We start from the raw sequence: 26,485 nt of genomic DNA, 5'->3' as shown, positions 1-26,485 counted from the left end.
TTAATACTATTTGGGTTTTAAATTTTTATATTATAATGGTCAATGCGCAAAGGTTAAGATATGGCTTTACTCCATCAGCCGGGTTAAAAATTATGCAGCATCACGTCAATGATTTGCTGCGGGGTTAACGCGGTTTTAAAAATCATTATATCATCAATGGAACCACGAAATACCCTGTCAGTGGCAGTTTCATTGCGGCCGATGTTCCATAAACTACCGGAATAATCAGCAGTGCCGGTTTCGCCTTTTGGGTTTCTCGGTTCACCCTTTTTTGATTCCACCAGTTTGCCATCCACATACAATTTAAAATAAATGCCATCTGCCACACCTGCCACATGATGCCAGTGATGATTCCAGTTTGCAGGAACTGTTACCGCGGCTTCGTGCCCTTCCCAACCGGTTGCATAAAAATTGATAAAGCTGTTGCTGCCCTTTAATTGCAAACTGTTCCAATCGCCCTTTGAAATGATGTCGGAAAAATTTTGTTCATCATCCGGGTATATCCATGCCATCATTGTCAATGGCAAATCCCTGCCGTTTTTGTCAAGCGTAGAAGCGGCGGGGAACTCAATATAATTTCCGGCGTAGGCATTGGTCTGGATGGCTTTTCCAAAAGCACCTGCTACCCATTGTACATTTCCTTTAACGATGCCGTCATTGTTATGGCCCGAAAAATCATGAATCTTCCCGACGGCGCCTTCATCGAAATCCATTATGAGCAAGGGTTTTAGCGAAGCCAAGGCGTAGTAGTTATATTTCTTTTCTGCGGAATGATCCACCACGTTTACCAATAAGGGTTGTAAAGATGCAATGCCGATTTTGTTGATGCCTTGTTTTGTGGCGATATAATTAAAACTGATGAGTTGTTCTTCGCCGGGCCCGAGTGTAATTGACCTGGCCGCTGCTTCAGTTTTATTTACAAAAAGTTTCACCTGTGTACGTGCTGAAATACTGCCCGTATTTTTTACCGTTGCAGTGATGGTAATACTGTCATCCAGCTTCAACAGCGGGGCAGTGTTAAAAGAAAGATTACGGTAAGTAAACAACGGTGGTGTTTGCTGAACTTGCAGGTTAAGAGCCTTTGTTCCCGCAATTTCAATATGGTGTATACCTTGTTGATAGAGCGTAATGGTAGATTTAATATGGGCATTTTCACCTGGCACCATCACCTTGGCAATGGTAGTAAATAGTTTGCCATCGATGTAAACGGGCGCATAAAAAGTACCTGCGGCAGCGCTGTTGTTGTGCACGTTTACTGACAGCTGCACCGGTGTATTTGCTTTTACAACCCTGGTTGAAAGGGCGCTACGCTGAATAATAAAATGGGGAGTTTCTTTGGTCATTGAATAAGGCCTGTCAACCTTGTTGATTCCCCACGTTTTATTTGGAGTTGGCCCCATTTCAAGCGCTAAAATTTTACCTGCTGCAATATCTTCCTGCGTAAGCCAGGGCCGGTTAAACGGCATTCCGTTCAAGGTGGCTGACTGGATGTACCTATTTTGCTGCGACACGTTGTTGGCTTTCAAAATAAAGTCCTTACCATTGGAAAGGTGAATGACTGTTTCTTTAAAAATGGGACTACCCAGCTGGTACTGGTTTGTACCGGGCGTAACCGGGTAAAACCCCATGGCGCTAAAAACATACCAGCTGGATAAGGTGCCCAGGTCATCGTTTCCGGGCAAGCCACCGGGATCAGTGGAATAATTTCCTTCGGTGATTTGCCGGGCCCACTGCTGTGCTTTCCAGGGCTGGCCGCAATAATTAAACAGGTATGCATAATGCAAGGGGGGCTCGTTGTCGTGCACATAATGCCCTTCTTCAAAACATTGGCTAAGCTTGTTGCCAAACGAAGTATCGCCGCCCATCAGGTTAATCAATCCCTGCACATCATGTGGCGCAAACCAGGAATACGTCCAGGCTGTGCCTTCTGCATAACCGCCATCCTTCCATTCACCCAGGCTGGTTTTAGCCCGCATAAAACCAGTGGCTGCGTCAAAACTGTTTTTGTAGTAACCTGCCTGTTCAATCAGTGTGTTGTATTGCTTTGCATAACGTTGCTTATTGCCGGTAACTGCTAAAAAGTTAGCAGCCGCCCAACAATTATAAGCGTATTCAAGCGAATGTGTTACACTGTTGGTAATGTTAGCGGGTACATATTTGTATTGCACAAAATCACTCATTTCCCGGCGGGCGTAAGGTGGCACAGTAAGGCTCCTGCTCATTGCTTCAGCTGCTTTTACAACGTCAAAATGGGCAGCTCCTTTTATGTAACTATCGAGTATTAGTTCCGTATTGTGATTGCCCATCATATTGTCGGTGGGTAACCATCCCGTCTTATCGTATTCGGCCAATACTGATGCAACCATGTCGCTTTCCCTGTCGGGATCAAGCATGGTAAATAAAGGATGCTTGCAACGGTAAGTATCCCAGGGAAACAGCGATCCATAACTGTTCTTTATTGCTCCGGCATCTGATTCAACAGCAGGCATAAACATCGAATGGTACAAGGCCGTATAGAAAACTGACTTGCTGTTTTCGTCCGGTGTGGTGATGGATATCTGACCCAATTTTTGATTCCAGATTTTTTTTGATTGCAGTTTGATTTGTTCAAAATCCCAGCCGGGCTGTTCCACTTGAATGTTGTTTTCCACGCCTTTAAAAGAAGTGGTTGAAAAGCCGATTTTTACCAATATGGGTTCGGTTGCTTTTGCAGCATAATTGATGGTGATGGAACCGGGAAATTCAGTGCCGGTAGTATCTGTTTGCTTTTCAATCTTGCCCGGATAAGGGGCCACTGAATTAAAAGGTTTGCTGAATTGCAGTATAAAATAAGATCTTCCGCAACGGCCTTTGATGGTGGTGCTGTCAACAATTATTGTGTTGCTGATATCGTATAACCGCAGATGGGCTGCTGTAGCTGGTAAAAAAGTAAACTGGCAAAGAGCGGTTCTTTCAGTGGCTGCAAACGCTGCTGTAATACCTGTTTCTTTCAGCTTTACCTGGTAAAAACAGGGCGTGGCAATTTCATCCACATGATCAAAACCTGCGGCTATTTTTTCTGCTCCTGTATTGTCACCAGCAAAAGGCATCAGGTTGAAACTGCCTGTAGAAAAATATCCGCTGGCATGATTGATAAAACTAAAACGCTTGATTTTTTTATCAGAATACAGGTAACCATCCGGTGTAATTTGAACCATACCAAAAGGCCGCAGTACGCCGGGAAATGTGGCACCCTTCGACTCCCAAACGGTATGGTGGCTCGACTTTTCGGTGCCAATCAGCGGGTTAACATAATCTGCCAGTTGTTTGTTTTGTGCATGTACATTGTAATCAATGCAACATAGAAAAACGCTCAACAATCCAGGTGCAAAAAAGGTATTTTTTAATTTCATTATGGTGCTTCAATGCTCTTAAAAAGGGTGCTATAAAAATTGTTAGTGAACAAATAAAGTAGCATCCATCAATTGTTTTTCTCCGCCAGGTGCTTTCATAAATACTTGCAAACTTTGTCCCGATCCGTTTTGAAAATAGTTGGCCGTAAACCGATGCAAACCGGCAGCCAATGCCTTTTCTCCCGATTTTTCAAGATCGCCGTGGCAACCATTGTTGTCAGCAACGGGTATATCGTCTATAAAAATTTGCGAGCCATCATCTGACAAAATATAAAAACTATACACACCTGTAACCGGTACTTTGATGTAGCCGGAAAACTGTACTGCATAATATTCTTTTGGTGTACTGAGCAGGCTAAGATCAGGTACGCTTACAACACTGGTTTTGCCGTTGCTGAGTTGCTTAAAATCGGGCATCAGTTTCCACTGTCCTTCATAAACAGTTGCCGATAATCCCGCAGCTGCAGAAGTATTGCTTACGGGTGCTGCAGGGGATTGTTTGGTATACCTTGCTGTTGCAGTTTCGCTGCTCATACCCGAGGCAAAATAAGTGGTCACTTTCAGCAAGGCGCTGCTCGTTAGTACCAGTGAATCTTTGTACAAAGGAGAGTTGATTCCGGGCTGCGTTCCATCCAATGTATAATGAATGGTTCCCTGGCCGTTGGATGTTTTGATAAAGATAGTTTTGCGGTCAACAAACAATCCTGCCGGTGAAGACAGGATGGGGGCGGGTGCAAAAAGAAACCGGGCAGTCGCAGTCGCTTCTGTCTGCATGCCGTTATTAAAAGCAGTTGCCCTGATCAATGCCTTCTTGTTAATTACAAATGGCCGGCTGTATAAAGTGGATTGGGCAGTTGGTTCGGTACCGTTGGTGGTGTACCGGATTTCAGCGGCGGGATTGGCCTGGATGGTAACTGCTGCAGGTGCAAATAAATAACCTCCCTCCGGATGTATACCCAATGCCTTTGCACCGGCGGAAACACTTTTAAACATGGCTGTATATCCCCCGGAAGCCTTCATAACAACAAGCACGGAGTCATCATTTGTATAAGCAGTCTGCGTATACAACAGTTGATCAGGGTTGATTAAATCATCCTGGAACACAGCGGTTTTAAAATTGCCTTTGCCTAAAAACTGCAAGGGCAGCGTCAGGCGTTTTTCATCGCCGGCATTGATGATTCCAACGTACCAGTCGCGGCCTTTTCGCCTGGCAAATGCTGCAACTTTTCCGATACTGCTTTGCGGCAAAACAATGGTTTCATCCCACACGCTAGGCATGGCTTTGATGAAGGGCAGGGCAGGGCTTGCCAGGTATGCATCAGGATCGGCGGGCCAGCAGGTTAACACAGAATTAAAAATAACCTGTAAGGCCAGTTGGTGTGCACGTGAAGTACCATATGCTTTTTTACTATCGAATACACCGGGTGTGGCATCCGCCGGCCCAGCCAGCATGCGGGTAAAAGGCAGGATGGCATTGTGTATCGGCCCCTGCGGATTAAAGGTGGTCCATTCCTGTCCATACACGGCTTCCCTGGTAAGTTCGTTGGGAAAACTGCGGTTATAGCCGGTTGGTTTGTTGGCACCGTGAAAGTCAATCATCAGGTGATTGTTTGCGGCATCTTTTAATGCGGCTTCATAAAACTTTACCTGGTCTATTCCTTCCCTGTCAATAAAGTCAATTTTTATTCCGGCTACACCGGTATGCTGCATCTGCTCAAAAAAGGCACGGCGTACGGTATCTTCTTTTAGAGATGTGTAGGCTTTCCAAACCCAGACGCCAACTTTTTTATTGCTGGCGTATTGCACCAATGCTTTCAATGAATCCATGCAATTCGGCCAGCTCGATTCCCAGCCGGCATCCACCATATTGTATTCAAAACCCAAGAGGGCGGCTTTGTCAATATACATTTTTTCAAGTGCCATGGTGGTAACATTGTCATGCATAAAATACGACCAAACGGCTTTGCCGGGCTTTATCCAGCTGGCATGCTGTAATGCACTATCCGGTGCAGGATTCAGGTTTTGAATGATGTCTGCATTTACAAGCCCATTGAGGTTATCACTAACAATAGCCACACGCCATGGCGTTACAATCGTGTCCTGTATTTGCCATCCGCTGGAATCATTTACAAACGCAGCATGCAGGGTTCCACTATTGTCTGATTGCAACGACATGCCGCTATAGTTGTACAAAGCCGCTTCGGTAATGCTTACATAGACACTGTCTGTAGTTTGGTAGGTGAGTGGCGGTCCAAGCTTTTTTACACCCAGTTTTGACAACGGTGTTTCGTAATACAATCCCTCATAATAAAAAATATTTTCCTGGTACCACACCGTTGACCCGGCAGGTATTTTCCAGGAACTGGCTTCACCTTGCACAGTGGCAGTTCCTTTTTGCGGAACCACATACCGATAAGCGATGCCATCATCAAATACCTTTATGTGCAGCTGGTACTGCATTCCGCTCTGTTGATGGGTAATGGGAATGATAACCTGGTTATAGTGATTGACAGCCGTATCGTGTATACCTTGTGATGCATATTTTTCATTGACGGATGAATAAACAGGATCATTCATTTGTACAGCCTTACCCAAATTGATTTGGTTAACGGTAATGCCAAGGGTTGAGTTTAAAATAACCGTCTTGCCCCGGTAATGAACGGTGTAGATCAGCATTCCGGTACTATCTGCGAATATGGAAGTTGTTATTTTACCATCCGGACTCTGCAAGGTAACCGCACCATTTTTTTTGCCGCAGCCTGTACTGGTTATAACCACAAGCACTGCCATTGCCAGCAAGCCATTTATCAGTTTTTTTAAATGCGGAGCCAGGTAAAAAAAGCAATGGCGCAGGTGATTTGATTTCTCCAAAAGATATTTGTTCAACATATTTTAAAGACCTTGTTATTGCAGATTGCTTTGCTGTTATTATAATGGATGAACGCCAGGTTTGTTACAGTGATATTCATTTGTTGACGGGTGCTATAGTTGTTATTAAGCGTATGTTTTAACCAATGATAAAGCATTCGTAGGGTGGGGCAAGATGATGCAACAAGTTACTGTTTAATACTCATCTCTTAAGGCGGCTGTTATACGCAAACGCTTGTGTTTAATTTCGTTTTAATTTGATGTATACAGGAAAGCATTTTTTTTACCGTATGTTAAATTTGTTATTACTGATATTAAATATCTTGCCTGGTAAACAAAACAACCTTTATAAAGTTGACGTCATGTCAATACGCAACACAACCTGCAAAATGAAAAAACAACTAACAGCTATTTGCATTACAATAATTGCCGCAATAACCGCACAGTGCCAGCCGGCTAATCCGGCCCAATTTGTAGACCCATTTATAGGTGCCAGCACCAATGTGGGTGAAGCCGGCATTTATCATGGGTTAGGAAAAACTTTCCCTGGTGCAGCAACGCCCTTCGGTTTGGTACAGCTTAGTCCCAATACCATTACCGGTGGCGATAACGGCTCGGGGTATAGCTATGAACACACCAGCATTGAAGGTTTTGCATTTACGCAAATGAGTGGCATCGGTTGGTATGGCGACCTGGGTAATTTTTTAGTGATGCCAGCAGTTGGGCCGTTGAAAACAAATTCAGGTAAAGAAGGCGATGCCTTACCAGGCTATCGTTCCGGCTACAATAAACAAAGTGAAAAAGCTACCGCTGGTTACTACAGTGTGCAGCTAACCGACAACAATATACAAGCAGAATTAACAGCAGCACCGCATTCCGGCATCATGCGTTTTACTTTTCCTGCCAGCAGCCAATCACGCATACAGATTGATTTGGCCCGCAGGGTAGGAGGCACTTCTACTCTGCAATATGTAAAGGTGGTAGATGATTACACCATAGCAGGGTGGATGCAATGCACACCCGATGGCGGAGGGTGGGGTGATGGTGAAGGCAATGCCAATTACACCGTATACTTTTATGCAAGCTTCAGCAAGCCGTTAAAAAATTTTGGCGTATGGAGCGCTGATATCCCTGATACAGCAAACCGGCACCGGGAGGCGGTTTCAGCCAGTTACTACCAGCAACGCATAGCCGAAGCACTTGTATTGAAAGGGGTAAAAGAAAAGGAAGGAAAGCACCTTGGCTTTTTTACAGAATTTGCCACATCAGATAAAGAACAGGTATTGATGAAAGCCGGGATTTCATTTACAAATATTGCAGGTGCCAAAGCAAATGTAAACGCCGAAATAAAAGACTGGAATTTTGATAAAGTACATGCCCATGCCATTGGCAGCTGGAATAATGCCCTTGGCAAAATCAACATCATTGGCGGAACTGATGAAGAAAAGAAAGTATTCTACACTGCGTTATACCATACCATGATTGATCCCCGGTCTATGCAGGATGTAAATGGTAATTATACGGGGGCCGATCATTTGGTTCATCATGGTCAACAATTTACCAAGCGCACCATTTTTAGCGGATGGGATGTTTTCAGGAGCCAGATGCCGTTGCAGAATATCATAAATCCGGAGGTGGTAAACGACATGATCAATTCGTTGGTAACAATGGCAGACGAAAGCGGCAGGCATTACCTGGAACGCTGGGAGTTGTTAAATGCTTATACCAATTGTATGATTGGTAACCCGGCCATACCAGTAATTGCCGATGCCTACGCAAAAGGCATCCGTAATTTTGATATTGCCAAAGCATATGCTTATGCTGTAAATACCACCGGCAAATTTGGCAATGGTGAAAGAGGATATGTTGCTGAATCCAATAGTATTTCCGGTACGCTTGAATATGCGTTTTCAGAAAGTTGCCTGGCGGGCCTGTCAAAAGCCTTGGGTAAAAAGAATGATGAAATTAAGTATACGCTTGCGGCGCAGAGCTACCGCAATATTTTTGATACCGCTACAGGTTGGTTCAGACCAAAAATGAAAGATGGAAGCTGGGAACCCTTGCCGCCAGCAGGCCGTTTGCAGCAGGATTATGGTTCAGTAGAAAGTAATCCCTATCAACAGGGATGGTTTGTTCCGCACGATATTAAAGGTATGGTGCAGTTAATGGGTGGCACAAAAAAAGTAATTGCAGACCTAACCAGTTTTTTTGAACACACGCCTGAAAGTATGACCTGGAACGATTATTACAATCATGCCAACGAACCGGTGCACCATGTGTCTTTTTTATTCAACAGGTTGCAGGCACCCTGGCTAACGCAAAAGTGGAGCAGGGCAATTTGCCGGAGGGCTTACCACGATGGCGTTGCAGGGTTGGTGGGCAATGAAGACGTTGGCCAGATGTCGGCCTGGTACGTATTGGCATCCAGCGGCATTTACCCGGTTGCTTCCGGTAATTCGCGGTATGAAATTACCAGCCCGGTTTTTAATACCATAACTTTTAAACTGGATGCCCGGTACACCAGCGGCAAAACATTTACCATAAAGGCCATCAATAATTCGCCGAAAAACATATACATTCAAAGCGCCACACTTAACGGAAAGCCCTGGCCCTACTGTTTTATTACGCATGCCGCTATTGCAAAAGGCGGCATTTTACAATTGCAAATGGGCGACAGGCCCAATGAGCACTGGGGTAAAAATGAATAACGGCAGCAGTACAGGTGGTTGTTTTCGGTTGCAAAGGTTAAAGCGCCGTGTGGTAAGATACCGATCCAAAATGAAGCCGGGTATTTTACATTTATCATTTGCGTTATGGATAAAATTTGTAAATAAACAGCCATTTTAAATCAATTTACATTTTATTCAACCCTTACTTTTGTGTAATAATTAAAATTTAACTGTATGATACAACCTGCATGGGAAGGAGTTTACCCCGCAATGCTTACTCCGTTTACAAAAGACGATGCCATCGATTTTGAGATGTTTAAAATAAATGTAAATGCACAGCTGGATGCCGGCGTGGATGGCCTGGTGGTGGGTGGCTCTTTGGGGGAAGCCAGCACTATGCTTGCCGAAGAAAAGTGGGAATTGTTACGCTATTGCAAAACCGCTATGAACAGGCCTGCACCGGTAATTGTAAATATTGCAGAGCAATCTACAAAAGCAGCTATCCAAATTGCAAAAGATGCGGTTGCCAACGGAGCTGATGGATTGATGGTGTTGCCACCCATGCGCTACAAAGCAGATGACCGGGAAACGGTGGAATACTTTAAGGCCATCGCAGCTACTACAGACTTAACCATCATGATCTATAATAATCCATACGATTATAAAATTGAAGTAACACCGGCCATGTTTGAAGAATTGGCAAAAATGCCTACCATCGTGGCGGTAAAAGAATCCACCCGGGATGTTTCAAATGTAACCCGGATGAAAAATCATTTTGGCGACCGGTTTAAAATTCTTTGCGGTGTAGATACATTGGCATTGGAAGAACTGGCGCTGGGTGTAGATGGATGGATCGGCGGATTGGTAGATGCTTTTCCTGCAGAAACAGTAGCTGTTTACAAACTGATGAAGCTGGGCCGTTATAAAGAAGCGCTGGAAATTTACCGCTGGTTTTTGCCTCTGCTGGAGTTGGATATTCACAGTAAACTGGTACAATACATTAAACTGGCAGCAACACAAACCGGCCTATGTACCCCGTATGTAAGGGCACCAAGGTTAATGCTGGAAGGGCAGGAAAAGGAAGCCGTGCTTGCAATTATTAATAAGGGTATCGCTACAAGACCAGCATTGCCTGTTCTTTAAAAAAAAATGTAAATACGGTACTGTTAAAAACCTTTTACCAAGTTAATATAAAATGCATAGTCCGGGCTAAGAAGCTGTGTGGAACATCGTTGCGTCGCCCTCTTGTACCTGGATGACATTGTGGTACGTCTTTCGTTACAGCTGTTTTTTTTCGCAAAAAATAATTGTTGCAAAGCGGTAACAAAAATGCGGGTGGGTTGAATTGAATCACGATTTTGATGTGCCCTGGCCGAAAAACATTGTTAAAAAATTAGTAAACAAACCATGCTTTCAAAAAAATTCTTTTGTATAGATGCGCATACCTGCGGCAACCCGGTAAGGCTGGTAGCAGGTGGCGGCCCGTTTTTACACGGCAGTAACATGAGTGAAAAGCGGCAGCATTTTTTAAAAGAATATGATTGGATACGCAAGGGCCTGATGTTTGAACCCCGTGGCCACGACATGATGAGCGGCAGTATTTTGTATCCGCCACACGACCCGGCCAATGACGTAGCCGTGTTATTTATTGAAACCAGTGGCTGCTTACCCATGTGTGGTCATGGTACCATCGGCACCATCACCATCGCCATTGAAGAAGGATTGATCACACCAAAAATACCCGGCATCATCCGCATGGAAGCCCCGGCAGGATTAGTATTGATCAGTTACACACAGGAAGGTAAAAAAGTAAAAACGGTAAAGTTGACCAACGTGGCTTCCTATCTGGCGGCCGCTGAATTAACTGCCGAATGCCCGGACCTGGGCGAGCTTGTAATAGATGTTTCGTATGGTGGTAATTTTTACGCCATTGTGGATGTACAGAAAAACTTTAAGGGCATTGAACATTACAGCGCTGATCAGTTAATTGCATGGGCAAGGGAATTGCGCAAACGCATCAATGAAAAATATGAGTTTGTACATCCCGAAAATCCAACCATCAATGGCTGTTCACACATACTGTGGACAGGCGGTGTGCTGGACAAAACTTCCACCGCAAGAAATGCAGTTTTTTACGGCGATAAAGCCATTGACCGCAGTCCATGTGGTACAGGCACTTCTGCACGCATGGCGCAGTGGTATGCCAAAGGCAAGCTTAAAAAAGGCGATGTGTTTATTCATGAAAGTATCATCGGTTCCAAATTTAATGGTACTATTGAAGAAGAAACAACGGTAGCAGGCCAACCTGCCATTAAGCCCGGTATAGAAGGCTGGGCAAGGATCTTCGGGTACAATACCATCAGTATTGATGAAGCCGATGATCCTTACGCATTTGGTTTCCAGGTAATTTAAATCAGTTGGTAACAAGTTTAATAATCTTATGAAGGCAGTTATTATTGGTGGAGGAGTGGTTGGCTTAAGTTCAGCATACTATTTAAAAGAGAGCGGTTGGGATGTAACAATCATTGACAAAACTGATTTGTCAGACAGTTGCTCTTATGGAAATCTGGGCATGATAGTGCCGAGCCATTTTGTTCCGCTGGCAATGCCGGGAATGATATCACAAGGTATCAAATGGATGTTTAACAGCCGAAGCCCTTTTTATGTAAAGCCTTCGTTGAATGTTGATCTGATTAACTGGGGTTTAAAATTTGTAAAAAGTGCGACCGAAAAAAATGTAGAACAATCTGCGGTTCCCCTTCGTGACATTAACCTGCTGAGTAAATCGTTGTATGAAACATTGGCAGCCAAACCCGGTTTTGATTTTGGCCTGGAAAAGAAAGGTATAATGATGTACTTTAAAACTCCAAAAGTTGAAGAAGAAGAAATACATCTTGCACACAGGGCACAATCACTCGGCCTGGATGTAGAACCGCTTAGTAAACAACAGGCGCAAGCCCTGGAACCGGCAATAGACCTCGATGTTTTGGGAGCAGTGCATTACCGTTGTGATGCGCATTTGTACCCCAATAAACTCATTGCGCAACTGATTGAATATTTAAAAAGTGCTGGTGTAAAATTTCAAACGAACAGCGTTGTTGAAAAAATAATAAGACAAGGAGACGTTATAAAAAAAGTAGTTACTGCAAACGGTGATTTTGAAGCGGATGTGGTGGTGATGGCTGCAGGTTCCTGGTTACCGCAGCTCACAAAAATGGTAGGCCTATCCATCCCGCTAATGCCAGGAAAAGGATATTCGTTCATGCAAAACAACCCACCGAAGCAACTCAATATTCCATCCATCTTTTGTGAGGCACGGGTAGCTGTTACTCCTATGAATGGCGGTATCCGCTTTGGCGGCACCATGGAAATAGCGCCGGTTAACAGCAGGGTGAATATGAAAAGGGTAGAAGGTATTGTGAATTCAATTCCTAAATATTTTTCCAACCTGCAATTGAATTTGCCCCGGGAAAAAGATGTATGGTATGGCTTCCGGCCCTGCACACCGGATGGGGTTCCTTATATTGGGTCGTCAAAAAAAATAAACAATTTATTTATCGCCGGTGGTCATGCCATGAGTGGCTTAAGCCTTGGGCCGGCCAGCGGAAAACTAATCGCAGAATTGGTAAATGGTCAGCACACATCCATGGATATTAAAGCTTTTGACCCGGAGCGCTTTTCATAGTCATTTGATTAATTTACAATACTAATTACCGCTTATGCGCAAATTCATTTTTATTGCTGTTGTGTTTGCCGGGTTATCTTTTTCTCTTCATGCACAAATGAGTGCAACGTATGTGCCCTGCAACGAGATGCCCAATATCATGCAAAGTTATAATGCAGATGTTACGGCATTAAACCGGGTGTATATTGTAGAAGGCGCACCGGAAAAAAGGGAACGCTTTAAAAAACTCGCAGAAGATTATATCAGCAAGCTGAACAAAATAACTTTTAGCACATTGCCGCAGGGTTGTAAAGCAGATTATATTTTATTTAAAAGAGACCTTGACGAAACTGTTTTCCAGCCCAACAAAGAAGCCGCAGAATATGCAGCGGTACAGCAATGGTTTCCGTTTGCAGATTCTGTTTACGCATTCGAAAAAATACGCCGCCGTGGTGGCGCAATAGATGGTAAAAAAGTAGCCGCTGATTTTTTCGCTATTAATAAACAATTGCAGCAATTGAAGACAAAACTGGCTGCTGAAAAAAATATAACAGTCAGCAATAGCCGCCGTGCAGCTATCATCATAAGAGGGTTACAAATTGCCGCCAAAAATGTGTTTACGTTTTACAACGGATACGATCCGTTATTCAGCTGGTGGGTACCGGATACTTATAAAAAATTAGATAGTTCGCTGATAGTATATGCCGCTGCCTTTAAAACAAATGCCGAAAAAAATGCACCCAATAAAGATTCAAGTGGTATAGTTGGCTATCCCATTGGCCGGGATGAAATTGTGCGCCAGTTAAATTATGAAATGATTCCTTATACACCGGAGGAACTGATACAGGTAGCCAATAAAGAATTTGCCTGGTGCGATAAAGAAATGCTGAAGGCTTCTGCTGAAATGGGCTTTGGTACAGGCTGGAAAGCAGCCATGGAAAAAGTAAAGCAAAGCTTTGTACCCGCAGGTGAGCAGGCGCAGGCAATGGTTAAATTGTACGATGAATCCATCGCCTTTCTAAAAGCGAAAGATTTAATCACCATCCCGCCACTGGCGGAAGAAACCTGGCGCATTGCGATGATGACACCGCAGCAGCAGCTGGTAAATCCCTTTTTTTATGGTGGCGAAGAGTTTGCCGTTTCCTATCCAACCAACACGATGGAATATGATGCCAGGATGATGAGCATGCGCGGCAATAACCCACATTTTTCAAGAGCCACCGTACACCATGAATTAATTGCCGGGCATTACCTGCAGCAGTTTATGAATGAACACGTAAACACCTACCGCAATTATTTCACCCCCTTCTGGACGGAAGGATGGGCGCTGTATTGGGAAATGGAATTGTGGAATGAAGGCTTTCCACAATCGCCTGAAGACCGCATTGGTATGCTCTTCTGGCGCATGCACCGTTGCGCCCGGATTATTTTTTCGCTCAACTACCACATGGGGAAATGGTCGCCGCAGCAATGCATTGATTTTTTGGTAGACCGGGTAGGGCATGAAAGAGCCAATGCAGAAGGAGAAGTACGTCGTTCTTTTGTTGGTGGTTATAGCCCGCTATACCAGGTAGGTTACATGATGGGCGGCCTTCAGTTTATGGCGCTTAAGAATGAAATGACCGGTGAAAATAAAATGAGCCTTAAACAATTTCATGATGCTGTGTTACAACAAAATTCAATGCCCGTAGAAATGCTCCGTAATATTTTAACCAACCAACCGCTGAAGGAAAGCTATAAAACCAACTGGCGTTTTTATAAGTTGCCATAAATTCAAAGCCGCGTTTATTTGTTTAACCAGCCTTGATAAATTTCTTTTTGTAAAGCGGTTTGATTTTGCAACGGTGTAATGGTAAAAGGATTTTCAAATTTTGTTGCCAGTGTTACAGATATTTGTTGGCGCGTACGCCAAACCTGCGTACGAAAAATATTCAGGGTAGTTGATTGGCGTTACGGTAGCAGCATAGTTAAATACTTCTGCCAGGGAAGTACCTGCAACTTTTTCACATTCCGTTTGAAACCCAGCTTCAGTAAACCCTCGTTTTTTTATTTGATAATATTTTTTATACAACAATCGCATTACATCGTCGGGTGATTGTGTATTTTTTGTTTCATTTCTTATTTTGAAATCCAGCATCAATCCCAATACTGGTCCTTTGTCATAGTAAGAAATGGTTTTATTTACCTCGTCTCCGGTTAAAGATTTTACCTTTTTGTTAAAAAGGATGTCTTTGGAAAAGATCTTTACCCAATCATGTTCTTACAAATTGGGTAAAATAGGTAAATAATAAGAGAGTTTATTTTTAAATAGCACCTGAAGGTGACTTAATTTTAGTGATTGTTAGTATTGGCAATTAAACGATCATTTTGATGAAAGTATCTTCCATAAAATTCAGCTTGAAATTATGTGGTACCAGTATGGTAAATGTTTTGCTATTTACTATTGCTTTAAAAATACAGGCGCAACCGGTAAAGCCTTACCAGCCTGCACGGCAGCAGGTATTGAGGGCTTACAAAGCTGCAGCGCTGTTAGATTCACTGGCGAAGAAAAGTGTTTTTAAATCTTATGTAAATGCAAACTGGCAGACAGATGAAAAAGGTTTTTGGTATAGAAATTTACTGGCCGGCGACAGTGCGGAATATTTATACGTAAATGCATTAACTGCCACCAGGCAAAACGCATTCGACCATGCAAAAATGGCCATGGCGCTAAACAAAGTACTGGATACGACGGTTACAGCGGGCAGTCTTCCTATAAGTAATATGCAGTTTGACGGGTTGCATCAACATGTTGCTGTAGAGGTACAGAAAAAATGGTACCGGTGCAATTTAAAAACTTATAGCTGCAGCAAGACAGATTCTGTTGCTATAAAAAAAGACAATGGTTTTATAACAGGCAATATAAAAAGCCGGTGGGAGCGGCAGCCGGCGTCAGACAGCCTTTCACCGGATAAGCAATGGGCTGCATATCAAAAAAATGGCAACCTGTTTATTCAGTCGGTAAAAGATGGACAGACCGAACAGGTTACGCAGAACGGAGATACAGCTAAACCATACGGGCAAATACAATGGTCGCCGGATAGTAAACACCTGGTAGTGTTTCACATTAACCCGGTAAAAGAAAAACCCGTTTATTACATTCTGTCTTCTATTGACACCCTTACCCGGGGCGTTTTAAAACGCAATGACTATGCCCAACCTGGTGATGCTTTTAGTAGTTATGAAATGTTCATTATTAATATGGATGATAAAAAATTACTCAAAGTAAATACGGAATTATATGATTTTTTGGATTATCCATGGATACACTGGCGCACCGGCGATAACCGCTATTTTGTATTGGAAAAAGCAGACCGTGGTCACCAACGTTTTAGAATGATAGAAGTGGATGCAGCCAATGGCAACACCAGGAATCTTATTGATGAAAAGACGAATACATTTATTTATGAAAGCCGGATATTTACCTGGTACACCGCTGCCACCAATGAAATTATCTGGAGCAGCGAAAAAGATGGCTGGAACCAATTGTATTTGGTAGATGCGATAAAGGGCGGCGTAAAAAACAGGATCACCAACGGCAACTGGGTGGTAAGAAATATTGACAGTGTAGATGAAAAGAAACGGGAGATCTGGTTCCAGGCAAGTGGTGTAAACCAAGGTGAAGATCCTTACAACATTCATTATTACCGCATAGGTTTTGATGGAAAAAACCTGGTGTCATTAACCCTGGCCAACGCCAGTCATTTGCTCAGTTTTTCTCCCAACCGAAAATATTTTATTGATAATTATTCCCGGCCGGATATGCCTGCCGTTACTGAATTACACCGTACCGCCGACGGAAAATTAATTTGCGTATTGGAAAAAGCTGACATTGGTAAATACCAGCAACTCGGGCTAAAAATGCCGGAAGTATTTGTTGCCAAAGGCAGAGACCATGCTACAGATATCTGGGGCGTTGTTTGCCGTCCTTCCCATTTTGACAGTACCCTGAAATACCCGGTGATTGAAAATATTTATGCAGGCCCGCAAGATGCATTTGTGCCGAAACGCTTTATGAATTACAGCGAAATGCAAAGCATGGCCGAACTTGGTTTTATTGTTGTGCAGTGTGATGGCATGGGCACAGCCAATCGCTCCAAAGCTTTTCACGACGTGTGCTGGAAAAATCTTGCCGATGCAGGATTTGCCGACCGCATTTTATGGATAAAAGGGTTGGCTGCAAAATATACTTATGTAGATGTTGCAAGAGTAGGTTTGTATGGCACATCTGCCGGCGGACAAAATGCTGCAGGCGCAGTACTGTTTCATCCTGAATTTTATAAAGCCGCAGTTTCGGCAGCAGGCTGTCATGATAACCGCATAGACAAGCAATGGTGGAACGAACAATGGATGGGATATCCTGTAGGCCCCCATTATGCTGCACAAAGCAATGTGACCAATGCCGGTAAATTAAAGGGCGCTTTGCTGCTGATAGTGGGAGAGGCAGACACTAATGTGCCTCCGGAATCTACTTATCGCATGGCAAACGCATTGATAAAAGCCGGGAAGAATTTTGACCTGTTGGTGGTGCCAGGCATGGGACACAGCGATGGTGGCCCTTATGGCAGACAAAAGAAACGTGATTTTTTTGTAAAACATTTATTGGGTGTTGATCCGCCGGATAGAAATATGGAAGAATTGAATGCCGGCAATCCCTAAATGTTATTGATTTGTGGCGTAAAAAATGCATTGTTTATTATGCTGCATCTTACCTGGTATAGAAATGAAATTGGTAAAAATGTATTGACAACAAAACCTGAATGAGTAAATAAAAATTGTATGAAAAAAACTTATTTAACTGCCTGTGCTTTATTGATTTTTTGCATAACCACTCTGTGCCAAAGTTATGTACCTGAATGGAAAGACAGTAAGATGAAAGTAAAACCTGTAGTGGATATTAAAGCCTATGCTTTTAATGTAAGTGATGTAAAATTACTGGATGGGCCGTTTACAGCAGCAATGCAGGCAGATGTAAATTACCTGTTGAAAATAGAGCCAGACCGACTGCTGTCAGATTTTAGGGTGCACTCCGGTTTAAAAGCCAGGGGCGAAAAATATGGCGGATGGGAAACGTCCGGGCTTGCCGGACATACGTTGGGACATTATTTATCTGCACTCGCTTTGCATTACGCATCTACAGGCGATAAGGAATTTCTTAAAAGAATTAACTACATTGTTGATGAACTGGATGAATGCCAGCGGGCCAGGAAGACGGGGTATATTGGCGCTATTCCCAATGAAGATAGTTTATGGCTTAGTGTTTCACAAGGCCATATCCGATCCCGCGGTTTTGATTTAAACGGAGCCTGGTCGCCGTGGTACACGGTACATAAAATTATGGGCGGCTTGCTGGATGTTTACCTGTACACCAATAATGCAAAAGCGTTAAAGATAAACGAAGGCATCGCCGATTGGGCTGCTAACATCACCGCTAATTTAAGCGATACGCTTTTTCAAAAAATGCTGGTAACAGAATATGGTGGCATGAACGATGCATTGGTAAATACCTACGCCATCACCGGCAACAAAAAATACCTCGATTTATCTTACCGCTTTTATGATAAAAGAATTTTAGATTCGTTGGCTGCACACATGGATGTGCTGCCGGGTAAACATTCCAACACACAAATACCCAAAGTAATCGGCAGTGCAAGAAGGTACCAGTTAACAGGAGATCAAAGAGACAAGTCGATTGCGGATTTCTTTTGGGAAACGGTTACAAAACATCATTCCTATGCAACCGGGGGCAACAGTAATTATGAATATTTAAGTGAGCCGGATAAATTAAACGATAAGCTAACGGACAATACAACGGAAACTTGCAACACTTACAACATGTTGAAATTAACTCGTGAACTTTTTGTGACCAACCCATCGTCGGCATTGATGGATTATTATGAGAAGGCTTTGTACAACCATATCCTGGCATCACAAAATCATGCAACCGGCATGGTTACTTATTTTGTATCGTTGCGAATGGGCGGTAAAAAAGAGTACAGCGATGAATACAATTCTTTTACCTGTTGCGTAGGCACCGGCATGGAAAACCATGTTAAGTACGGCGAAAATATTTACTATCGTGGCAAAGATGGTAGCTTGTACGTCAATCTTTTTATTCCATCTGTTTTAGACTGGAAAGAAAAAAATATTTCCATCAGGCAGGAGACTGGTGTGCCTTCAACCGATAAAACGGTTTTTACTATTTCAGCAAAGCAGCCCACCAGTTTTGCTATCCGCCTCCGCAAGCCATATTGGTCAAATGGTGTTACTGTAAGTATCAATGGTAAGCCTCAAAGGTCAGTGGTTGATAATGAAGGGTACATCGTGCTAAAAAGGAAATGGAGCAATAATGATAAGGTTGAGTTCATAACGCCATTGCATTTTTATACCCAGTCAATGCCCGACAATGTTAACCGTAAAGCGGTATTTTATGGACCGGTTTTGTTGGCAGGCGTGTTGGGTAATAAAGAACCTGAGCCATCTGAGATACCGGTTTTTGTAACCAGTGAAACCGATCCGGGTAAATGGGTAAGCCCTGTTAGCAATCAGCCACTTGTTTTCAAAACAGCAGCTACCGGCAATTCAAAGGAAGTAAATCTCATTCCGTTTAATACCACCGCAGATGAACATTATACTGTTTATTGGGATGTATTTACGCCACAGCAATGGGCAGTACAGCAGAAAATATACGAAGCTAAAAAGCAGCAACAACAGGAGCTGGAAGCAAGAACGGTAGATAATTTACGCATCGGCGAAATGCAGCCGGAGAGAGATCACGAGCTAACAGGCGAAAAAACTATTACCGGCGATGAACACAACCGCAAATGGAGAATGGCAGAAGATAGTGGTTACTTTTCTTTTACAATGAAAGTAGATCCATCGGCCAGCAATACCCTCGTTTGCAATTACTGGGGTACGGATAACAGGGGGCGGGTATTTGACATTTATGTGAATGATATTAAAATAGCAACGGAAGATTTGAATAAATACAAGGGCAGTAAAATGTATGAAATTGCCTATCCCATTTCGCTTGATTTAACAAAGTATAAATTAACAGCAAAAATAAAATTTGTACCCAAAGCGCAAAATGCTGCCGGCCCTGTGTATGGGGTTAAAATAGTAAAAGGGGATGTAAGTAAACTGATCAATTCCAATCAATAAAAATACCAATCAGTCATGAAACATATAAGGTTGATGGCAGCGATGCTGTTATACATGTCAGCATATGCACAGCAAAAAGATTATCCCATACAGCCGGTACCATTTACTCATGTAAATGTGAATGATAATTTCTGGAAACCTAAGATGCAGGTAAATGCAGACATCACCATTCCATACATTTTGAAAATGTGTAAGGAGCATGGAAGAATTGATAACTTTTTAGCAGCGGCGGGAAAAAGGGAAAATAAGGTATGTTCAGAATTTCCTTTTGATGATACCGACGTTTACAAATGGATAGAAGGGGCTTCTTATGCCTTGCAGGTATCGCCCAATAAAAAACTGTCCTTGTACCTCGATACGCTGATTGCCATTATTGGTGCGGCCCAGGAAAAGGATGGCTACCTCTATACTTTCAGAACCATTAAGCCTGCCGTGCTCCATGAATGGCTCGGGGAAAAACGTTGGCAGAACGATTCAATTCTAAGTCATGAGTTATACAACGCCGGCCATTTATACGAGGCTGCTTATGCGCATTACAATGCAACCGGTAAAAAAACTTTATTGAACATCGCAACAAAAAATGCTGACTTGTTGACCAGGGCTTTTGGTTATGGCAAAATAGAAGAATATCCCGGACACCAGATTGTTGAAATTGGGCTGGCAAAATTGTACCGGATTACAGGCAATAAAAAATACCTTGATCTGGCCAAATTCTTTTTGGATGTACGTGGCCCCAATGGAGAGTCTTATAACCAGGCCAATAAAAAAGTAATTGATCAGACAGAAGCGGTAGGCCATGCCGTACGTGCAGCTTACATGTATAGCGGAATGGCAGATATAGCCGCATTGACCGGCGATAAAAATTATTTAAAAGCCATTGATGCTATTTGGAATGATGTGGCAAATAAGAAATTGTACATCACCGGCGGCATCGGTGCTACCGGAAATGGCGAAGCATTTGGCGACGCCTACGATTTGCCCAATATGAGTGCGTATGCAGAAACCTGTGCGGCCATTGCCAACGTGTATTGGAACAGTCGCATGTTCCTGCTGCATGGCGATGCCAAATACATTGATGTGCTGGAACGTACGCTCTACAATGGTTTGCTATCGGGTATGTCACTAAGTGGCAACCGTTTTTTTTATCCTAACCCGTTGGCGTCGGTTGGTCAGCATGACAGAAGCAGCTGGTTTTCCTGCGCCTGCTGTATCTCCAATATGACCCGTTTTCTTCCCTCTGTTCCCGGCTATGTATATGCGCAAAACAACAACGATTTGTACGTAAATCTTTTCATGAGCAACAGCAGTAATATCAAATTAGCATCTGGTAAAATAAACATTGCACAAATCACCAACTATCCATGGAGTGGTAAAATTGAGTTGGCAGTAAATCCTGAAAAAGCAGGGAGTTTTACATTGCATGTGCGTATACCCGGCTGGGCACAACAACAACCGGTACCTGGCGATTTATACAATTCAAGCAACGTTCAAACACCGGTTTCAATGCTCATCAATGGCAAACCGTTTAGCTACAAAGTTGAAAAGGGATATGCGGTCATCTATCGTACCTGGAAAAAAGGCGATAAAGTGTCGCTCGATTTACCGATGCAGCCTCAAAAAATATTTGCCAATGAAAAAGTGAAAGCTGATGCTGGTCGTTTTGCAATTCAGTATGGCCCCGTGGTGTATTGCCTGGAAGGCCCCGATAATAAAGACAGCCTGGTGCAAAATATAATCGTAGATAAAATGGCACCCCTGCAGGCAAGTTACCACGAAGAGTTATTAAATGGAATCAATACAATTACAGCCGATGGGGAAGCAAGCAAACGCCAGTTAAACAGTTCCGACTTAATAACTACCAAACAAAAAGTAACAGCCATACCTTACTATGCATGGGACAATCGTGGTTCCGGAGAAATGGAAGTTTGGATTCCTTACACGGCGATAGCAGCAAGGCCGCAGCCTGCTGCTACCATCGCCAACAAAAGCATTGTCACAGCTTCAATAAAATCAAAATCATTAAAAGCAATTAACGACCAGTTTGAACCAGCCGATTCAAAAGATAACACCGTACCATATTTTCATTGGTGGCCAAAGAAAAATTCAACCGAATGGGTAGTGTATGATTTTGATACGGAGCACACCGTTTCATCCAGCAAAGTGTATTGGTATGATGATGGCCCATGGGGAGGTTGCCGCATACCGGCCGCCTGGAAAATCTATTACAAAAAAGACGGCGAATGGATTCCTGTAAAAGCCATTGGTGATTATGAAATTGCAAAAGAGAAATACAACAGAGTAACCTTCGAAACAGTAAAAACCACTGCGTTGAAATTGGAGGTGCAGCTACCGGTAGACAATGCAACGGGCATACATGAATGGATAGTGGAGTAGCAGCTTAATTATCGTTCGGGCCAGCCGGGTAATGCGGAAACTGTGCGACTGGCTGTGGCGACGAAGCATCTGCTTGTACAATAAAGCACAGAAGAAAACTTTTATTAAATCGAAGCATCTATAAATAATTTCCATTGACAGGTCCATTCAAACAAATGAAAAAATATTTCTTCCTGCTTGTTATAGTTGCATGTAATCATGCAGTATTCAGCCAAAATAAAGCAACCATTACCATAGATGCTTCCAAATTAGAAAGCAACGTATCGCCTGATTTGCATGGTGTTTTTTTTGAAGAAATCAGTCACGGTGGCGAAGGAGGTTTGTATGGCGAACTCATCCAGAACCGTGGCTTTGAAGAAAGCAGGTTACCCCTGGCCACCACGCTTGCGGATGGTTTTATTGTTCCCAAAAAATCGCCTCATTTTATGATGCCGGATAATGCTGCCAGCGATTGGAAAATGGAATGGAATTTAAAAAGTCAATGGCCGGCGTGGAGTCTGCAGGCAAGTGGCGGTAGCTCTATGGCGTTGGCATTATCCAGGCAAAATCCTTTGAACAACGCCACGCCCAATTCGTTGCAGGTAACCATTAATCAATGGGATCCGACAGCAAACAACAACGTAGTTAATGACGGCTTTTGGGGTATCAATACGGTTAAAGGAGCTGTTTATAACCTGAGTTTTTATGCCCGTACCAACAAGCAGTACAAAGGCCCCATAACTGCATCGCTGCAATCAGAAACCGGTGTAATACTTGCTGCATATACATTTGCTGCTGTAAGTGGTTCATCCTGGAAAAAATACACCTGCCAGTTGCTGGCAAAGCAATCAAACAGTAAAGCAAAATTTGTACTGACATTTGGCAGCACAGGTGTTGTTTGGCTGGATATGGTTTCACTGTTTCCTGCAAAAACATTTATGAACCGGCCAAATGGTTTACGGTTGGATCTTGCCCAATATATTGCAGATTTAAAACCGGCATTTGTACGTTGGCCTGGTGGTTGTTTTGTAGAAGGCATTAATACCGCAAATACACCCAACTGGAAAAAAAGCATTGGGCCTGTTGAAAAGCGGCCAGGTACTTACAGTGTTTGGGGATACTGGAGTACAGATGGATTTGGCTACCACGAATACCTGCAGTTTTGCGAAGACATTCATGCAGCGGCATTGTATGTTTTCAACATCGGCATATCCTGTGAATTCAGGAGTGGTAGTTTTGTACCAGATAACAAAGTAGATTCCATCATAAATGATATACTTGATGGAATTGAGTATGCAGTGGGACCGGTTACCAGTAAGTACGGAAAATTAAGAGCAGCCAACGGGCATCCGTCTCCTTTTCCATTAAAATTTATTGAGGTGGGCAACGAGCAATCAGGTCCACGCTACGCCGCCAGGTACAACCGTTTTTATAAAGCCATTAAAGCAAAGTATCCGCAAATAAAAATAATGGCGAGCATGGGTATTGGTGATGTAAATAAGCGTACAACCGACAGCATGAAGGGTATTGATATAGTAGACGAACATGCATACAAACCGGCGGGCTGGGCCATGCGCAACTACAATCATTTTGATAAATATAAACGGGGCGATTGGGATATGTATGTGGGCGAATATGCTACAAACAGTGGAGTAGGAGCCGGCAATATGAATGCTGCCTTAAGCGATGCCGTGTACATCATGAGCATGGAAAAAAACGGCGACCTGGTAAAAATGAGCAGTTATGCACCCTTGCTGGTAAATGTAAATGATATCGACTGGCCGGTTAACTTAATCAATTTTGACGCTGCCGGCAGCTTTGCCCGCATCTCTTATTACGCTATCAAAATATTCAACGAAAACAAGCCAACCCAAAATATAAATACGCAAACATTGATACCGGAACAAAAAACTAAAACGCCTTTGTTTACAGGAAGTATTGGTTTGGCTACCTGGGATACACAATCTGATTACAAAGACATTGAAGTGATACAGGGAGGCAAGGTTGTTTACAAAAGTGATTTTGTAAACAAGCCCGACGAATGGAAACTGGTTCGTGGCAACTGGAGAATACAGGACAGTGCCCTGGCTCAAACAGTAGAAGGAGAGCAACGGTTGGCCTGGTTAAAAGACAAAACATTTGATACGTATACCTTGAAATTAAAAGCCAGGAAAAAATCTGGCTACAATGCATTCATCATTCCCTTTGCAGTAAAAAATGACAGTACACAATTGCGTGCGCATATTGGCAGCTGGCTAAACAGCCATGCAGTTTTTGAAAGTGTTACCAACTCTTTTGATGTCGCTGCTATTTCAGAATCAAAGCGATTGGATAAGCCAATTGAAAGCGGCCGTTGGTATGATGTTACCATTGAGGTAGGTATGGACAAGGTTGATTGTTATCTCGATGGCGAATTATTAATGACATATAAAGAACCACAACAATTTTTTAGTATTGCAGGCAAAGACAGTATCACCGGTGATATCATAATCAAAGCGGTGAATGCGTCAGCCAATCCGTACCAAACCAGCATTTCATTAACCGGTGTTACCGCTTTACAATCTATAGGAGAACTTATTTCATTGCGGGCGGATTCACCGGAAGCTGAAAATTCTTTTGCCGAACCAACAAAGTACATTCCACAAACACAAACGGTTGGTGGTATAACATCTTTTTTTGAAATCAGTTTTAAGCCTTATTCCATCAACGTACTGAGGCTGCATACAAAATAAATACTAAGCCAATGCCTTCTGCCGGATGGCTTCAATTTCAGGTACTGTTCTCGGTAAAGATGTGCTTAGTAACTCGCTGCCGGTTGGTGTTACCAGGTAATCGTCTTCAATGCGAATGCCACCAAAATCTCTGAAAGCCGGTAATTGATCGTAGTTAATAAACTGGCTCAGTTTTTTTTCTGCAGCCCAAATATCCATCAGTTCCGGAATAAAATACAAGCCAGGTTCAACTGTTACCACGTAGCCCGCTTCCAGCGCTTTAGCCAACCGCAAACTCTTTAAACCAAACTCAGTACTCTTTTTCATTTCCGGTGTGTAACCAACATATTGTTCGCCCAGGTTTTCCATGTCGTGTACATCCAGTCCCATCATATGGCCAAGTCCGCATTGAAAAAATAATGTATGCGCACCGGCTGCAACCGCTTCTTTTGCATCACCTTTCATCAGGCCCAGGGCCGTTAATCCTTCGGTTAGTTTTGTCGCCGCAAGCAGGTGAATGTCTTTAAATAATTTGCCTGGTTGTACAGCAGCTGCGGCGGTTTGTAATGCATTCAATACAATATTGTACACATCTTTTTGTAAAGAGGTAAAAGCAGCATCAACAGGAAATGTACGGGTTAGATCACCGGCATAATGCATGGCCGTTTCCGCACCGGCATCCAGTAAAACCATTTTGCCTGGTGGTAAAATATGGTTGCCATAATGGTTGTGTAATATTTCGCCATGCGTGGTTAATATGGTTGGGAAAGAAAGATTGCCGCCACCACTGATTGCTACAGACTGCACCAGTCCCGCCACATGTGCTTCCGTTAAACCGGCACGGCTTTCACGCATGCCGGTAAGATGAAGGGCTTCGGAAATAGCGACCGCTTTTTTTATTTCTTCCACTTCTTCTTTACCTTTTATGGAGCGAAGTGAAACAATCGCTTGTATTAAAATGGTTGATACACCTGCATCAACACCAGTTAACGGGGTAGATAATAAATGACTTAACAGCAATGCCTGTTCCGGCCGGTAAGGAGGCAAATAATGAATGGACTGATGGCGATCCGCAGCATTTTTGATAAAAGATTTTAATTCGTTAAAAGGCTTAGTAGTGCTACATCCTGAACGTTCAGCCATCTCTTTCAATGATGGTGTATGACCGTTCCAGATAATATCATCCACACCCGATTCTTCTCCAAAAATTATTTCGGTATTATTATCAACGTCAATAATTGCCGCAAGTGCCGGTGTATCCAGGCCGGTAAAATAAAGAAAAGAACTATCCTGCCTGAACGGATACCAGTTGTCTTTAAACGACATACTGCTTTGCTCATTTCCAATCAATAAAATAATGCCGCTGCCAACAAGGCTTTTTAATTGATTGCGCCGGTTGATGTAAATTTCTTTGCTAAACATGGTTGATGTATTAAAGGTTGAAAGTATTGTAACAGACTATTTGTTTACTGCTAAATTTTTTGAATCGCAAAGTTACAATTGATAAACCAGTTGAAACCGGTTGGATAATTTTTCATAATAACCAGGCAATGTTATTACCGTACAAAACAACCCGGATGAGCGTTTGTGCCCGTAAATAGTCTTGCG

The 26,485-nt window shown here is 43.0% G+C and carries 12 protein-coding genes; 9 read left to right on the top strand and 3 right to left on the bottom strand.

What is annotated here, in order from left to right; translation table 11 throughout:
* Positions 1–83 precede the first annotated feature (83 nt).
* Together JWR61_RS21020 and JWR61_RS21015 are read right to left on the bottom strand one after the other, a co-directional pair.
* Complete coding sequence (locus JWR61_RS21020; RefSeq protein WP_301929673.1) at positions 84–3,392, bottom strand: GH92 family glycosyl hydrolase; 3,309 nt, start codon at positions 3,390–3,392, stop codon at positions 84–86.
* A gap of 42 nt (positions 3,393–3,434) precedes the next feature.
* Positions 3,435–6,281, bottom strand: coding sequence for a glycoside hydrolase family 97 catalytic domain-containing protein (locus JWR61_RS21015; RefSeq protein ID WP_301929672.1), 2,847 nt, complete (start codon positions 6,279–6,281; stop codon positions 3,435–3,437).
* A 368-nt stretch (positions 6,282–6,649) separates the two neighbouring features.
* Here JWR61_RS21015 and JWR61_RS21010 point away from each other — a divergent pair, with 368 nt between their 5' ends.
* The 9 genes from JWR61_RS21010 (at position 6,650) to JWR61_RS20970 (ending at position 24,898) form a co-directional block, all read left to right on the top strand.
* Positions 6,650–8,968, top strand: a complete 2,319-nt coding sequence (locus JWR61_RS21010) for a GH92 family glycosyl hydrolase (protein ID WP_301929671.1) — start codon at positions 6,650–6,652, stop codon at positions 8,966–8,968.
* Between the two features lie 195 nt (positions 8,969–9,163).
* On the top strand, positions 9,164–10,072 hold the full coding sequence (locus JWR61_RS21005; RefSeq protein WP_301929670.1) for a dihydrodipicolinate synthase family protein: 909 nt from the start codon (positions 9,164–9,166) through the stop codon (positions 10,070–10,072).
* A 264-nt stretch (positions 10,073–10,336) separates the two neighbouring features.
* Positions 10,337–11,341, top strand: a complete 1,005-nt coding sequence (locus JWR61_RS21000; protein WP_301929669.1) for a 4-hydroxyproline epimerase — start codon at positions 10,337–10,339, stop codon at positions 11,339–11,341.
* Between the two features lie 28 nt (positions 11,342–11,369).
* A complete protein-coding gene (locus tag JWR61_RS20995) occupies positions 11,370–12,614 on the top strand; it encodes an FAD-binding oxidoreductase (protein ID WP_301929668.1) in 1,245 nt (414 codons plus the stop codon).
* A 34-nt stretch (positions 12,615–12,648) separates the two neighbouring features.
* A complete protein-coding gene (locus JWR61_RS20990) occupies positions 12,649–14,364 on the top strand; it encodes a DUF885 family protein (RefSeq protein WP_301929667.1) in 1,716 nt (571 codons plus the stop codon).
* A gap of 599 nt (positions 14,365–14,963) precedes the next feature.
* Positions 14,964–17,291 (top strand): S9 family peptidase, encoded by a 2,328-nt coding sequence (locus JWR61_RS20985; RefSeq protein ID WP_301929666.1) that lies wholly within the window; start codon positions 14,964–14,966, stop codon positions 17,289–17,291.
* 120 nt (positions 17,292–17,411) lie between these two features.
* Complete coding sequence (locus tag JWR61_RS20980) at positions 17,412–19,793, top strand: glycoside hydrolase family 127 protein (protein WP_301929665.1); 2,382 nt, start codon at positions 17,412–17,414, stop codon at positions 19,791–19,793.
* A 15-nt stretch (positions 19,794–19,808) separates the two neighbouring features.
* Positions 19,809–22,187, top strand: coding sequence for a glycoside hydrolase family 127 protein (locus JWR61_RS20975; protein ID WP_301929664.1), 2,379 nt, complete (start codon positions 19,809–19,811; stop codon positions 22,185–22,187).
* Between the two features lie 155 nt (positions 22,188–22,342).
* Positions 22,343–24,898: an alpha-L-arabinofuranosidase C-terminal domain-containing protein gene (locus JWR61_RS20970; RefSeq protein WP_301929663.1), complete on the top strand. Its 2,556-nt coding sequence runs from the start codon at positions 22,343–22,345 to the stop codon at positions 24,896–24,898.
* A gap of 3 nt (positions 24,899–24,901) precedes the next feature.
* On the opposite strand, the gene JWR61_RS20965 is transcribed toward JWR61_RS20970, so the two are convergent.
* A complete protein-coding gene (locus tag JWR61_RS20965; protein ID WP_301929662.1) occupies positions 24,902–26,299 on the bottom strand; it encodes an aminopeptidase P family protein in 1,398 nt (465 codons plus the stop codon).
* Positions 26,300–26,485: the final 186 nt, after the last annotated feature.

The organism is Ferruginibacter sp. (assembly GCF_028288465.1).
Classification (GTDB): domain Bacteria; phylum Bacteroidota; class Bacteroidia; order Chitinophagales; family Chitinophagaceae; genus Ferruginibacter.
Note: the sequence above shows the minus strand (reverse complement) of the source record. Positions and strands in the feature narration are given on the sequence as shown.

Bases quoted from the DNA above. Each gene is read 5' to 3' on its own strand.
- JWR61_RS20965 (WP_301929662.1), bottom strand. From the start codon at position 26,299: ATGTTTAGCAAAGAAATTTACATCAACCGGCGCAATCAATTAAAAAGC.
- JWR61_RS21015 (WP_301929672.1), bottom strand. From the start codon at position 6,281: ATGTTGAACAAATATCTTTTGGAGAAATCAAATCACCTGCGCCATTGC.
- JWR61_RS20975 (WP_301929664.1), top strand. From the start codon at position 19,809: ATGAAACATATAAGGTTGATGGCAGCGATGCTGTTATACATGTCAGCA.
- JWR61_RS20995 (WP_301929668.1), top strand. From the start codon at position 11,370: ATGAAGGCAGTTATTATTGGTGGAGGAGTGGTTGGCTTAAGTTCAGCA.
- JWR61_RS20970 (WP_301929663.1), top strand. From the start codon at position 22,343: ATGAAAAAATATTTCTTCCTGCTTGTTATAGTTGCATGTAATCATGCA.
- JWR61_RS21000 (WP_301929669.1), top strand. From the start codon at position 10,337: ATGCTTTCAAAAAAATTCTTTTGTATAGATGCGCATACCTGCGGCAAC.
- JWR61_RS21010 (WP_301929671.1), top strand. From the start codon at position 6,650: ATGAAAAAACAACTAACAGCTATTTGCATTACAATAATTGCCGCAATA.
- JWR61_RS20980 (WP_301929665.1), top strand. From the start codon at position 17,412: ATGAAAAAAACTTATTTAACTGCCTGTGCTTTATTGATTTTTTGCATA.
- JWR61_RS20985 (WP_301929666.1), top strand. From the start codon at position 14,964: ATGAAAGTATCTTCCATAAAATTCAGCTTGAAATTATGTGGTACCAGT.
- JWR61_RS21005 (WP_301929670.1), top strand. From the start codon at position 9,164: ATGATACAACCTGCATGGGAAGGAGTTTACCCCGCAATGCTTACTCCG.
- JWR61_RS20990 (WP_301929667.1), top strand. From the start codon at position 12,649: ATGCGCAAATTCATTTTTATTGCTGTTGTGTTTGCCGGGTTATCTTTT.
- JWR61_RS21020 (WP_301929673.1), bottom strand. From the start codon at position 3,392: ATGAAATTAAAAAATACCTTTTTTGCACCTGGATTGTTGAGCGTTTTT.